General features: G+C 35.5%; 17 protein-coding genes. 3 read left to right on the plus strand and 14 right to left on the minus strand.

Annotation, left to right across the window (positions count from 1 at the left end; genetic code table 11):
• Positions 1–256 precede the first annotated feature (256 nt).
• The 9 genes from rplS to EVI01_RS08905 all read right to left on the minus strand — a co-directional run bounded on the left by rplS (position 257) and on the right by EVI01_RS08905 (position 5,609).
• Positions 257–604, minus strand: coding sequence for a 50S ribosomal protein L19 (gene rplS, locus EVI01_RS08865; protein ID WP_002286913.1), 348 nt, complete (start codon positions 602–604; stop codon positions 257–259).
• A gap of 138 nt (positions 605–742) precedes the next feature.
• Positions 743–1,492, minus strand: a complete 750-nt coding sequence (gene trmD, locus EVI01_RS08870; protein WP_010752376.1) for a tRNA (guanosine(37)-N1)-methyltransferase TrmD — start codon at positions 1,490–1,492, stop codon at positions 743–745.
• Positions 1,482–2,006: a ribosome maturation factor RimM gene (rimM, locus tag EVI01_RS08875; protein ID WP_010752377.1), complete on the minus strand. Its 525-nt coding sequence runs from the start codon at positions 2,004–2,006 to the stop codon at positions 1,482–1,484. Before rimM ends, trmD begins: the two co-directional genes overlap by 11 nt.
• 142 nt (positions 2,007–2,148) lie before the next feature.
• Positions 2,149–3,000, minus strand: a complete 852-nt coding sequence (locus tag EVI01_RS08880; protein WP_010752378.1) for a hypothetical protein — start codon at positions 2,998–3,000, stop codon at positions 2,149–2,151.
• A gap of 107 nt (positions 3,001–3,107) precedes the next feature.
• The gene (locus EVI01_RS08885) at positions 3,108–3,356 is read right to left on the minus strand and encodes a KH domain-containing protein (RefSeq protein ID WP_010752379.1); all 249 of its coding nucleotides are present in this window, start codon (positions 3,354–3,356) and stop codon (positions 3,108–3,110) included.
• Positions 3,357–3,367: 11 nt separating this feature from the next.
• Positions 3,368–3,643: a 30S ribosomal protein S16 gene (rpsP, locus tag EVI01_RS08890; protein ID WP_010718464.1), complete on the minus strand. Its 276-nt coding sequence runs from the start codon at positions 3,641–3,643 to the stop codon at positions 3,368–3,370.
• 102 nt (positions 3,644–3,745) lie between these two features.
• Positions 3,746–4,516: an ABC transporter permease subunit gene (locus tag EVI01_RS08895; protein ID WP_010752380.1), complete on the minus strand. Its 771-nt coding sequence runs from the start codon at positions 4,514–4,516 to the stop codon at positions 3,746–3,748.
• Positions 4,513–5,412 (minus strand): ABC transporter ATP-binding protein, encoded by a 900-nt coding sequence (locus EVI01_RS08900; RefSeq protein ID WP_010752381.1) that lies wholly within the window; start codon positions 5,410–5,412, stop codon positions 4,513–4,515. The genes EVI01_RS08895 and EVI01_RS08900 overlap by 4 nt, the downstream gene beginning before the upstream one ends.
• On the minus strand, positions 5,412–5,609 hold the full coding sequence (locus tag EVI01_RS08905) for a PLDc N-terminal domain-containing protein (protein WP_010752382.1): 198 nt from the start codon (positions 5,607–5,609) through the stop codon (positions 5,412–5,414). Before EVI01_RS08905 ends, EVI01_RS08900 begins: the two co-directional genes overlap by 1 nt.
• Positions 5,610–5,958: 349 nt before the next feature.
• Between EVI01_RS08905 and EVI01_RS08910 the strand changes: the two genes are divergently transcribed.
• Positions 5,959–6,513 carry an NADPH-dependent FMN reductase gene (locus tag EVI01_RS08910; protein ID WP_010752383.1) on the plus strand — a complete coding sequence of 185 codons (555 nt, stop codon included), beginning with the start codon at positions 5,959–5,961 and terminating at the stop codon, positions 6,511–6,513.
• Positions 6,514–6,603: 90 nt separating this feature from the next.
• Here EVI01_RS08910 and EVI01_RS08915 read toward each other — a convergent pair whose 3' ends face one another.
• From EVI01_RS08915 to EVI01_RS08935, 5 genes are all read right to left on the minus strand, one after another.
• Positions 6,604–7,125 carry a dihydrofolate reductase family protein gene (locus tag EVI01_RS08915; protein WP_010752384.1) on the minus strand — a complete coding sequence of 174 codons (522 nt, stop codon included), beginning with the start codon at positions 7,123–7,125 and terminating at the stop codon, positions 6,604–6,606.
• 15 nt (positions 7,126–7,140) lie between these two features.
• Positions 7,141–7,710 (minus strand): DNA-3-methyladenine glycosylase I, encoded by a 570-nt coding sequence (locus tag EVI01_RS08920; RefSeq protein WP_010752385.1) that lies wholly within the window; start codon positions 7,708–7,710, stop codon positions 7,141–7,143.
• Positions 7,711–7,943: 233 nt separating this feature from the next.
• Complete coding sequence (ffh, locus tag EVI01_RS08925) at positions 7,944–9,362, minus strand: signal recognition particle protein (protein WP_010752386.1); 1,419 nt, start codon at positions 9,360–9,362, stop codon at positions 7,944–7,946.
• A gap of 15 nt (positions 9,363–9,377) precedes the next feature.
• Positions 9,378–9,716: a putative DNA-binding protein gene (locus EVI01_RS08930; RefSeq protein ID WP_010752387.1), complete on the minus strand. Its 339-nt coding sequence runs from the start codon at positions 9,714–9,716 to the stop codon at positions 9,378–9,380.
• A complete protein-coding gene (locus EVI01_RS08935) occupies positions 9,676–10,179 on the minus strand; it encodes a 2-thiouracil desulfurase family protein (RefSeq protein WP_010752388.1) in 504 nt (167 codons plus the stop codon). The genes EVI01_RS08930 and EVI01_RS08935 overlap by 41 nt, the downstream gene beginning before the upstream one ends.
• Before the next feature lie 241 nt (positions 10,180–10,420).
• On the opposite strand from EVI01_RS08935, the gene EVI01_RS08940 reads away from it, so the two are divergent.
• Both EVI01_RS08940 and EVI01_RS08945 read left to right on the plus strand, forming a co-directional pair.
• Positions 10,421–11,122: a response regulator transcription factor gene (locus tag EVI01_RS08940; protein WP_010752389.1), complete on the plus strand. Its 702-nt coding sequence runs from the start codon at positions 10,421–10,423 to the stop codon at positions 11,120–11,122.
• Positions 11,122–12,855, plus strand: coding sequence for a sensor histidine kinase (locus tag EVI01_RS08945; protein WP_025480739.1), 1,734 nt, complete (start codon positions 11,122–11,124; stop codon positions 12,853–12,855). Before EVI01_RS08940 ends, EVI01_RS08945 begins: the two co-directional genes overlap by 1 nt.
• The last annotated feature ends 45 nt before the right edge of the window (positions 12,856–12,900 follow it).

Below are 12,900 nucleotides of genomic sequence, written 5' to 3' on the forward strand. Positions count from 1 at the left end.
TCTGCTTGAGTTTTATTCTCTATATAATAAAAATAGGCAACTTTGGTTAATAATTTTTTTTATACATCATTTTCTCCTAAATGTAGAATATCTGTTGGTTCTTATAGCCGATTTTATCACACCAATAACAAATGAAAAACCTAAAATATTTCTTATGAACACATATATTTAAATATAAACATAACAGTAAAAGAACATGGAACAAAAAAAGAACCCTTGATAAACAAGGGTTCTCCTACTACCTGATAACGATAGATTAACGACGGATTTCTTTGATACGAGCAGCTTTTCCGTGTAATGCACGTAAGTAGTACAATTTTGCACGACGTACTTTACCGTAGCGAACGACTTCGATTTTTGCTACACGTGGTGTGTGTAATGGGAATGTACGTTCAACACCTACTCCGTTAGAAACTTTACGTACTGTATAAGTTTCGCTGATTCCAGCACCACGGCGTTTGATAACAACACCTTCAAATAACTGGATACGTTCACGAGTACCTTCGACAACTTTCGCATGAACACGTACAGTGTCACCTGGGCGGAAAGCTGGAATGTCAGAACGTAGTTGTTCTTTTGTTAATTCTTCGATTAATGGATTCATTGATCTTTTCTCCTTATTCCAAACATTCTTATGAGTTTTTTCTCACAGCGGAACATCGTAATAGTTAAGTGTTTATACACTCACCATAAAATACTATCATACTATTATTTGAGTGTAAAGAGACATTTCGCTCTTTTTTTATTTTGTTTGTTCCATTTCCTCTTTTTTAATTGCTTCCAAGAATTTTACCATTTGTGGGGTTAATTCTATTTGTTCAAGTAAATCAGGACGACGTTGATACGTTCTTCTTAATGATTCTTTTAACTGCCATTCCTCGATTAATTTATGGTTGCCGTTTGTTAGCACTTCTGGTACTTTCATCCCGTTATATTCTGCTGGGCGCGTATATTGGGGATGTTCTAATAACCCCGTGGAATAAGAATCCGTTTGAGCAGAAGTTTGATTACCTAGTACATCAGGTAATAAGCGAACGGTTGCATCGATCATGACCATAGCTCCTAATTCTCCACCAGTGAGTACATAGTCCCCTAAAGAGACCTCGTCTGTTACAAGCGTACGAATCCGTTCATCGTACCCTTCATAATGCCCACAAATAAACACTAAATGTTCTTCTTTTGAAAATTCTTCTGCCATTTTTTGGTCAAATTGTTGACCCGCTGGATCTAATAAGATTACCCGCTTTTTTGTTTCAGGATTTGCTTTTTCAATCGCTTTGATATTGTCATAGATAGGTTGAACCTTTAAAAGCATACCAGCACCACCGCCATAAGGGTAATCATCGACTGTTTGGTGTTTATTATCTGAGTAATTTCTAAAATTAGAAATCGTGATATCTAATAGTCCTTTATCAACTGCTTTGCCAATAATCGATTCTCCCATCGGTCCTTCAAACATCCGTGGGAATAATGTCAATACATCAATTTTCATCGTCAATCAGTCCTTCTGGAATCTCTACATACACGACCTCATTTTCTAAATCAACCGTTTTTACTACAGAATCGATATAAGGAAGCAGCGCATCTTTTTTCTTTGGTCGTTGGACAACCCAAACATCATTTGCGCCTGGTGAAAGAATTTCTTTGATTTTGCCAAGTTCATTTCCTTCTTCATCCATTACTTTCAATCCAATGATTTCGTGGTAATAAAATTCATTTTCCTCTAAATTGACTGTTTCTTCTTTTGAAACTTTTAAAATACCGTCACGATATTTTTCAACATCATTGATGGAAGGATGTCCTTCGAAGCTCAACAAGTCAAAATTTTTGTGTTTACGGTGGCTTTTAACAGTCAATTCAACCGGTGCTTTCTTTTCTTGAAATAGGGTGAGCACCGCCCCTTTTTTGTAGCGTTCTTCTGGAAAATCAGTCGTTGAAATAACTCGTACTTCGCCTTTGATTCCTTGGGTATTTACGATTTTCCCAACATTTAAATATTCAGTCAACTTGTATCCCCTTTTCCTTTTAACACAATGATCAGCCAAACATAGATTGCTGAATGGTGTAACATGTTCTCTTTTTACATATCTGCTTTATTTTAGCATGTGTGTATACGCAATTCTACCTTCTTTTTACTTTCTCTATCCACTATTGATTCATAGAAACAGCCATTTTTAAGGCAGATAATGCGTCTTTATGAGTGACTGTATACACATTTTTAGGCTCTTGCCAGCTGACTTGTGCAGATTGATTGGACGCATCATTCATTTCAATCGTGATTTTGCCGTATTTTTCAGGAGCAGGTAAACTTGCTTTTTCTAGATAGGCAACGATTTCTTTGGCTAATGGTACAGGGTCTTGTCCCTCAACATTACTTGCTCGAATCCGAATCCGCCAATTTCCTTCTTGCCATTCTAGAATACTTGATCCGGCTGCGCCTTGTTGATAAGCCGTAATATTATACCCTAAGTCTACTTGACGTCCGTTGGTATCAATGGTGATTGGTTGTAACGCATTAATCGCTTCTTGACTAGAAGCAAATCCATATTGATAAAGATAAGAAGCGATTGGTGTTTCTTGATTTAATTCTTTGGCATTTAAAACATACGCTTTTGGTAAGTCATAATAAATGATTGAAAATCCTTGTTTTGTTTCTGCTGCGGCCACGTTTAAATTTCCTGACCCAATGGGTATTTCTTGTGGCATTGGTGTCGATGGATAATTTTCTTTTAGTTGATCAAATGCTGTCTGTTGTTTTTGATTGGTAGTCGACGTTTCGTCACTTGCTTTTGTTGTTGTGTCTTTTTGACTGCTACTTTCGGCACTCGTTTTTGTTGTTGATTGTGTTGTAGATGTTTCAGACACATTGCGGTTTGTACTTTGAACCGTGCTTGAAGTAGTCGTTTGTGTAGAGGTTTCAGTTGTTTTAGTTGAATGATTAGCGCCTTGGCAAGCACTTAAAAGTAAAATTGCTGGTATTAATAGCCCAAGTTTTTTCATATTTATCTACTCCCTTCTATATTATAAAGATACGCTTTCTACTAAGCTTTGCCAAGTAGACAAATCAAAAAGAAAAAGCTGTCTCGTAGAAACGAAACAGCTTTTGTTTATTCCTTGTTATCGACGATATTCAAACGCACCTTTTTTGGTGTGTTCATTCGTACCCCATAAACAATCGTACGAATTGCTTTGGCAACTCGACCTTGCTTACCAATAATACGACCAATATCTTCGGGCGCCACAGTTAAATTGTATTCATAAAAGTCATTTGACTCAACGACTTCTAACTGGACTTGATCAGGATGAGTGACTAACGGACGAACGATTGTTAAGACTAATTCGCTTAAATCTTTCATATCCGATCACCTTATTTCTTTGAGAATTTAGCTTCGTGGTGTTTTTGCATAACGCCTTCTCTTGAAAGGATGTTACGTACAGTATCAGAAGGTTGTGCACCTTTAGATAACCAGTTAAGAACTAAATCTTCTTTTAAAACTACTTCTGCAGGGTCTTTCAAAGGATTGTAAGTCCCAACAGTTTCGATGAAACGTCCATCACGAGGAGAACGTGAATCAGCTACGACGATACGGTAAAAAGGACTCTTTTTAGAACCCATACGTTTTAAACGGATTTTAACTGCCATTATATATTTCCACCTCCATTGTTTTATTCACAAGTTGTAGTGTAACAGTTTTTTTTTACCCTGTAAAGCTTTTTTTCTTTACAGCTGTAAAAAAAATATTTCTTAACATTCTTTTTTGTTAAATACCAAAATTCCTACAATTAAAAATAGCAAGATTGTTAAACAAGTAATAATCAATGAAGGCCAATAATCATTTAATTGAATCGTCTCTTTTAGAATATTTGAACCGGACATTAAGTACAACGGTGAGTAATGAGCTGATTTAGAAAACATTTCAAAAAGGTACAATCCAGCAACACTTATCCCACCAATGACTAAAACAAGAGAGCTTGAGGAAAAAAATGAAGAAAAACACAAGAACAAACTATATAACCATACTCCCCATAAATAAGCATAAAAACTTTTTATTTCCAACTGAGGAATGATTAAATTATTCCAATAAATAGCAGTATAAATATACGTAATTAAGTAACATCCCCAATAACTAAGCGTCCAAAACAGTAGACCTGTCAACCATTTGGAAACATAAATTTTCCATCGAATCATTCCTTTTGTTAGAAGATTGATCAATGTCTTTTTTTGATACTCATTTGTCAATGTTGTGCTGAACAACAATAAAAATAGGAAAAGAAATACCGGGAAATTTTTATAGAATTGTCCCCAAGAAGTAAAAGCATCGATCTTTATCTCACCAACCTTCACGCCAACTTCTGCTAAATTATTCGTCATGGATTGTACAAGATAAGGCGTTAACTTCGCAATTAATGGGTTCATGATGCCAAAAAAAATGGTGAGTGAACCTAATAAAACGATGCGCCCTGTTCGCCAATTTTCGATGAACTCTTTCTTGGAGAATGCCAGAAATTGTTTCATTTTTTCACCACTTCCAAAAAAAGTTTTTCTAAAGAAGGTTCTAAATGGTTAATTGATTTAATTGGAAGATGGTGCTCAACGAGTAAAGACATGGCCTGAAATAGCTCCTCTTTTGTTTTATTTCGGTAGATCAGTGTGTCTTTTTGAAGAACTGCTCCTGGTAAAAGCGAGGAAAAATATTGTGAATGTTTCACATCAAAAAATTTAATTTCAAATCCTTCATTTTCCGTATGGGTTTTCAATTCTTCAATAGTGCCAGATAAAACGATTTTTCCCTCATTTAAAAAAACCACTTCATCACAGATATGTTCCACATCCGTTAAAATATGTGTGGAAAAAAGGATCGTTGTTTGTTCTTTCACTTGTAGTAAAATATCTAATATTTCTTTTCGTCCTATTGGATCCAATGCTGATGTCGGTTCATCACAAATCAGCAATTTAGGTTCATTCAATAGTCCTTGAGCAATGCCGAGACGCTGTTTCATTCCTCTTGAAAAAGTACGAATTCTTTTTTTCTCTTCAGCTAATCCCACTAACTTTAATAGTTCTTGGGTTTTTTGTTTGATTTTTTGGCGAGGCATCCCCGTTATTTCTCCGCATAACTGTAAGTATTCTTTAGCTGTTAAATATTCATAAAACACAGGTACGTCTGGTAAATAGCCGATCCATCGATTGGTTTTTGTTTGTCCGTAATGAACATCTTCTCCATTAACTTTGATGATTCCATCATCCTTTTTCAATAAACCTAAGATCATTTTCATTGTAGTGGTTTTTCCCGCACCGTTTTTTCCAATAAATCCAAAAATCGTCTTTTCTTCTACAATCAAAGAAAGTTTATCAAGGATTTGTTTTTCACCAAAAGATTTAGAAACATCTACTAATTCAAGAATAGGCACTATGCGTCCTCCTTACCAAAAACAAAATATAAAATAGGACCTACAAATTGGATGCCAATGACAATAACAAGAATCCAAAGTACCCGGTTTCCGTGTTTATAATGCGAATGGGTCAATATATGATAAAGCGTATAAAAAAATAATCCAAATTGAATCATTACTAATGGAATTATAAATGGTAAAAAATCTTTTATCATGCTTCCCGTCACCTGCTAATTTTTTTATTTTATTCATGTCTTACTCTGTTTACTAGAAACGATAACCAAAGAAAACTATTCACATTTTTCATATCAAATTTAAATCGTTTCATTTCAACATTCGAAATGTCAAAAAGTATTTTTACTATTGTTTATTTATGATCCCCCTCAACAAATTCCAATGGTTGTTTTATTCATTTATTATAGAAGATTTTTGTTAAGAGAAGCAATCAAAATTGATGGGATGTTTCATCGTGCGCTTACTCTTTCATTCGCAAGTGTTTTTATTTGCCGAGTTTACTTATTTTTTGTAAGATAAATATAGAAAGTACAAAGGAGGAATTGTTTTATGACTAAAAAAATTGGTTTTTTTGTAGGAAGTTTAAGAAAAGATTCATATAATAAAAAAGTAGCTGAGGCTTTTGCAAGCTTATTACCAGAAGGGTATGAAAGTGTTTTCGTAAAAATTGATGATCTTCCTTTTTATAACGAAGACTTGGAAACACCAGAAAATGTGCCTGCTGAATGGACTCGTTTTCGTGAAGAAGTCAGTCAATTGGATGGCGTTGTTTTTGTCTCACCTGAATACAATCGTTCCGTTCCAGCTGTACTTAAAAATGCTTTAGACGTTGGTTCACGTCCTTATGGTCATAGTGCATGGAATAACAAGCCTGGATTAGTTGTGACAGCTTCACCTGGTGGCATTGGCGGTTTTGGAGCCAATCATCATTTACGACAATCACTTGTTTTCTTGAATGTACCTACTTTGCAACAACCAGAAGCATACATTGGAAATATTGCCAACCTTGTCAATGAGGAAGGACAAATTGTTGAAGGAACTTTGAGCTTCTTCCAAACAATTCTAGATGCTTATCTTGACTTTTTAAATAAATTATCGAATTAATTTTACTGATTAACAAGCTCTGCTGAGAGGAAAGCAAAAGACAATAATTCTTTCTTATTTTTAGATGTTATTGTCTTATTTTCCTCTCTTTTATTCTTTTACATAATGAAGTTCAATAAATGCGCCAAAGGATTTGGTGTCCACCAGTTTTAATCGTTCTTTGTAGTCCCCTTCTTCAAAGAGCCGTTTGCCTGCACCTAAAAGAACAGGCGCAAGTTGAATCCACCATTCATCAATCAAATGATCTTCAATCAATGGTTTTAATAATTTGCCACCACCAACGACCCAAACGGTTTGCTTGGTGTTTTCTTTTAATTTTTTTACAAAGTAAGCTGGTTCATCATGTACCACTTCCGCATCATTTAAAAGCAATTTTTTATTAGATGAAAATACAAAGTTCTTTTTTTCAGGATAAAGCGATTCTGTTCCCATTATTTTTTTGGCCTCTTCATAAGTTTTTCTCCCCATAATGGTTGTATCAATTGTTTGATAGAATGCCTCATAGGTCGTATTTCCTCCTGTTGGTGTATCAAAGAGCCATTGAAGACTATCCTCTTTTGTCGCTAAGTAACCATCTAAACTAATGGCACCATAAAATACAATTTTGCCCATTTTTCTTCCTCCATTTCAGTCGCTATTCACTTCTTGCTTACGAAAACAAGTATCTAAATGATCGTTAACAATCCCTACAGCTTCTAAAAAAGCATAGATAGTCGTACTACCAATAAATTTAAATCCTCTCTTTTTTAAGTCCTTAGTGATTTGATCGGATAATGAACTAGTTGTTGGTACATCTTTTTGCTCTTTGTAAGAGGAATTGATTACTTTATCATCAGAAAAAGACCAGAGATAATTAGAAAAACTACCACACTCTTGCTGGATTCTTTGCACTCCTTTGGCATTAGCTATGGCTGCTTCGATTTTACGACGATTACGAATAATTCCTTTATTTTCCATTAATTCATCAATTTTTTGTTCGTTAAAATGAGCTACTTTATCAATATCGAAGAACTCATAGGCTTCATCAAAGGCTTCACTTTTGTTCAAAATCGTTTGCCAACTTAAACCTGCTTGATTAATATCTAATATTAATTTACGAAAAAGCTTTTGATCGTTATATTCCGGTACTCCCCATATTGTATCGTGATAAATTTTCATGCTTTCAGTTTGTTCACTCCAAGTACATCGTTGTTTCATAGCTTCACCTCTTATGTATTTATTTTACCATGGACGTTCTTTCCACTCTAAAAAGACGCCCAAGTATTCTGAGACTTTTTGGTTTAACTAATAGGATAATTGAAAAAAGATTCTTTCTCATTTTTTGCGGGACAAAAAAACCGAAAAATCACCATACTAGCTAACACTACGCCTATGATTTTTCGGTTTAGTCATGATAATCAGACATCAATTAACCATTGTCTGTTATCCTTTTATTTGCGTTTTTTCTTTTTCTTTTTGTTTTTCTTGATCATGCGATTCATCGCCATTTTGCCAAGTTTTCCTTTTACTCCTGTCCCAAACATTTGATCCATTCCTGGAATATTCATGTCTCCTTTTGACATTTGTTGCATCATTTTACGGGATTCTTTAAATTGTTTGATCATCCGATTGACTTCAACCACACTATTGCCAGAACCGGCAGCGATTCTTCTACGACGGCTTGGATTTAAGAGGTCTGGATTTTCTCTTTCAGCAGGTGTCATGGAATAGACCATCGCTTTTTTTCGCTCGACATCTTTTGGATCTACTTTAACGTTTTCAATCCCAGGAACTTGATTCATACCAGGTATCATTTTAATTAGATCTTCTAATGGACCCATGCCCATGACTTGATCCAATTGCTCAATGAAATCATTGAAATCAAATGAGTTCTCCCGCATTTTTTTGGCAAGTTCTTCTGCTTTTTTCTCATCATAATCTTGTTGCGCTTTTTCGATGAGCGTCAACATATCACCCATACCTAAAATACGGCTAGCCATACGATCAGGATGGAATACTTCTAAATCTGTTAATTTTTCTCCAGAACCGATAAACTTGATTGGTGCACCTGTGACTGACCGAATCGAAAGAGCAGCTCCGCCACGAGTATCACCATCTAATTTGGTAATAACGACCCCAGTAATTCCTAATTGCTGATTAAAACTATCAGCCACATTCACGGCATCTTGACCAGTCATCGCATCAACAACTAATAAAATTTCATTTGGTTGTGTTAATTCTTTGATCTGCTTTAACTCGTCCATCAAAGTTTCATCAATATGAAGACGTCCTGCCGTATCGATTAATACATAGTCATTTTTCTTTTCTTTTGCTAATTCCATCCCTTGACGAACAATCTCAACTGGGCTCACATCAGTTCCCATATCAAATACAGGTACATCTAATTGTTGTCCAAGTACTTTTAATTGATCAATGGCAGCTGGTCGATAAACGTCGCCAGCAATTAATAAAGGACGTGCATTTTCATTTTTCTTTAAATAATTCGCTAATTTTCCGGTAAAAGTCGTTTTACCAGCCCCTTGTAACCCTGCCATCATGATAACTGTAGGGATTTTTGGAGATTTATTTAATTCGACTGTTTCAGCACCTAATGTAATCGTTAATTCTTCATCAACAATTTTGACGATTTGTTGGGCTGGCGTTAAACTTTCTAATACTTCTACTCCGACTGCGCGTTCACGAACACGTTTCGTAAAATCTTTTACTACTTGTAAGTTTACGTCGGCTTCTAGCAAGGCTAAGCGGATTTCCCGCATCATTTCTTTAACGTCAGCTTCTGAAACTTTTCCTTTTTTTCTTAATTTGCTCATCGCCTGTTGGAGACGCTCAGTTAAATTTTCAAATGCCATGTTTTCTTCATTCCTTTATTCTTCAATTTCTTGAATCTGTTTTATCGAATTAAGAAGGACCTCATCTTTTGGATAAGTTTCCTTCACATAAGTTGTCATTTTTTCTAGCAATTGTTCACGAACGATATAATCTGAGAAAAGATGAAGTTTCTTTTCATAGTCTTCTAAAATTTTACTTGTTCGTTTGATATTATCATAGACTGCTTGACGACTTACCTCATACTCTTCGGCTATTTCACCTAATGAAAAATCATCTGCATAATACAATTCCATATAATTCATTTGTTTTTCGGTTAAAAGTGTAGAATAAAATTCAAAAAGTGCGTTCATCCGATTCGTTTTCTCGATTTCCATTCTGCTCACCTCGCATTTTTAACCATTCTTCATCAGAGAGTACGGTCATCTTTTGTTGGATAAAATAAGCGGTTGCTACTCCCACCCCTTCTTTAAGTGTTCCTGAAAAACTGCCATCATAAATGAAGGTCGAACCACATGAGGGACTTTTGGCCTTGAGTATGACAATAGTTATGGCTTGTTCTTTCAATTGTCGATAAGCAAGAACTGCGCCTTCTTGATAAGCTTGAGTCACGTCTTCGCCTTGAGTCGTTATAACTTTTGCCTGATTGTTCCAAACATCAAACCCGTCGCCTCCAACAATTTCAGCTGGTGCTCTAGGTATCGAAAGCCCGCCCATTACTTCTGGGCAGATCATGATTGCCTTTTTTTCTTCAACTAGCTTCTTTAATTCAGGGATCGCTTTTTCTTGCCCATCATAACGGCACAAAGCTCCCCCTAAGCAAGCGCTTATACCAATCATTTTCAGTTCACTCCTTTATCCAACAAAGTGCCTTCCTATTATACCATTTATTTAGTTTGTAAAATAGTCCTTCTACTCGATTCTATGCTAAAATAAAAATTGCCTTATTCCAGTCATTTACTTTTAACAACTGAATGTGAAACAAACGTCTGGATTGCTAACAGGCAAGTAATCATTTTGGCTGCTGATGAAAAAATCAGTATTTTTTAAAAGAACCGAATGTCAAGAAAAAGGAGAACTTATGAAAAGAGTACTAGTGGTAGATGATGAACCGTCAATCGTCACGTTATTGACTTTTAATTTAGAAAAAGAAGGCTATCAAGTAACAAGTGCAGCAGATGGGCAAAAGGGCTTGGATTTAGCACTGGAAGAAACATTTGATTTTATTATCTTAGATGTGATGTTGCCATCAATTGACGGTATGGCCATTACTCAAAAATTAAGACAAGAAAAAATTGATACCCCTATTTTGATGCTCACTGCAAAAGATGAACAGGTGGATCGAATCATTGGCTTGGAAATTGGCGCAGATGATTATTTGACCAAACCTTTTAGTCCTAGAGAAGTACTTGCGCGTATGAAAGCAATTTTTCGACGAATTGAACCTCGTAAAGAACAGCATGAAGAAACTGAGCCAGATTATTTAACAATTGGACAAATCAAAGCGGATTTAACAAACTTCCAAGTCACGGTTTCTGAACGCCAGATTGAGTTAACACCAAAAGAATTTGAACTACTCGTTTATTTTATGAAACGAAAAGATCGAGTGATTGATCGAGATACCTTGCTCGATCGCATTTGGAATTTTGATTTTGCAGGACAAAGTAGGATTGTTGATGTCCATGTTAGTCATTTAAGGGAAAAAATTGAAAGGGATCCAAAACATCCAAAATATTTAGTAACTGTCCGTGGTTTTGGTTATAAATTTCAGGAACCGAAATGATGAAATGGAGAAAATTATCTGAACGCATCTTTTTTTTCCTCCTCTTGATTGGGTTATTTCTAGGGGGATGGCAACTGATTTCTCATTATTTCAAACAGCAAATCATTGAGCAACAAGAAAGCTACCTCACTAAAAAAGGACAGCTACTGATTCATCAATTAGATATAAATGATTTGTCCTCTTCTACTAATCAAACAGTTCTAACAGAGTTTGTGCATCAATCAGATGAACGGCTAACTTTGTTAGATCCCAATGGAAAAATCTTATTTGATACGACGAATCACTCCTTATCTGGGCAAAGAGACAGTCGTCCTGAAATTAAAGCCATACTTGATGGTGGCTCTTTGGGTACTTCTTTAAGAGTGAGTGAAACATTAAAAAAAGAGTTACTATATGTTGCCCTGCCCATTAAAAAGAATGGACAGCTTGAAGCAATCGCACGTATTGCAGAGCCAACAAGTGGCTTTTTGCCTCGAACAGAAAACTTTCGGCGCTGGGTCTTTTTCTTCTTTTTGATATTTTTTGTTGTGCTAACAAGTATGAGCTATTATTTAATTTATCAACGAAATCGTCCGTTAAAAACCATGTTACCTGTCTTAAAAAAAATGGTTGAAAATCCTGATAAAACTGAAATCATTATGCAAACGTCTGATCAATGGGAAGAACTTTACCAAACAGTCAATGCGTTAAGTGAGCAGATGAGTAAAATGTATCGCGCTTATACGACCACTGAAGAACAGCTGTACACTCTATTAAATGAACTTATGATTGGGGTTTTTTTGATTGATTCAGAGTCTCGACTTCGTTTGTTGAATCCAAAAATGCAGGCACAATTAGGTGTACATGATTACCAAGCAAACCAACGCTATACGGATATCATTCAAGAGCCGAAACTGATTCAATTAATCCATCAAGTCACCCCCAACACGCCATTAGTCCATCAAGAAATTACGATTACAAAAGGACAACAAACACTAGATATTAGTCTTCGTTATTTCAATAGTTCAGATGGGGCGGGCCAAATTTTAGGGGTGGCTTACGATCTAACCAAAGTCAGACGATTAGAAAAGCTACAAAAAGATTTCGTAGGCAACGTTTCGCATGAATTAAAAACACCTGTTACATCACTAATTGGATTTACAGAAACCTTATTAGACGGTGCCAAAGATGATCCAAAAACATTGACTAATTTTCTTTTGATCATGCAAAAAGATGCTATTCGTTTAGACAAATTGATCAGAGAAATTATTCAACTATCAAAAGACGAAGGAATTTCTCATGAAATACGGACAATCGATGTCGCTCCTTACTTTCAACAAATCATTCAAAGCTATCAACCAATGATTGAAAAAAAACAATTAACGGTCCAGCTTATTGGTGATAATAGCTTGTTCACTACAAAAACAGATCTCTTATATCCGATCATTAAAAATCTAATCGAAAATGCGATCCAATACTCAAAAGAATGTGGTCAATTAATTATTCATTATCAAGTCAACGATCAACTGATATTTTCAGTTCAAGACTTTGGTATCGGTATTGATCGTGAAGACCAGGAAAGAATTTTTGAACGTTTTTATCGAGTAGATAAAGCCCGCAGCCGTCATTCCGGAGGTACTGGCTTAGGTTTGGCTATTGTTAAAGATTATGTCCATCTCTTGGGAGGAAATATTACGGTAGATAGTCATCCTGGTCTGGGCTCTACTTTTACGATAACTATTCCTTCTTTATAAAAAGAAGTAGTCAAAACATGACAACTCGCTTCACATAAAAATAAG

Source organism: Enterococcus villorum (genome assembly GCF_007990225.1).
GTDB classification, from domain to species: Bacteria; Bacillota; Bacilli; order Lactobacillales; family Enterococcaceae; genus Enterococcus_B; species Enterococcus_B villorum.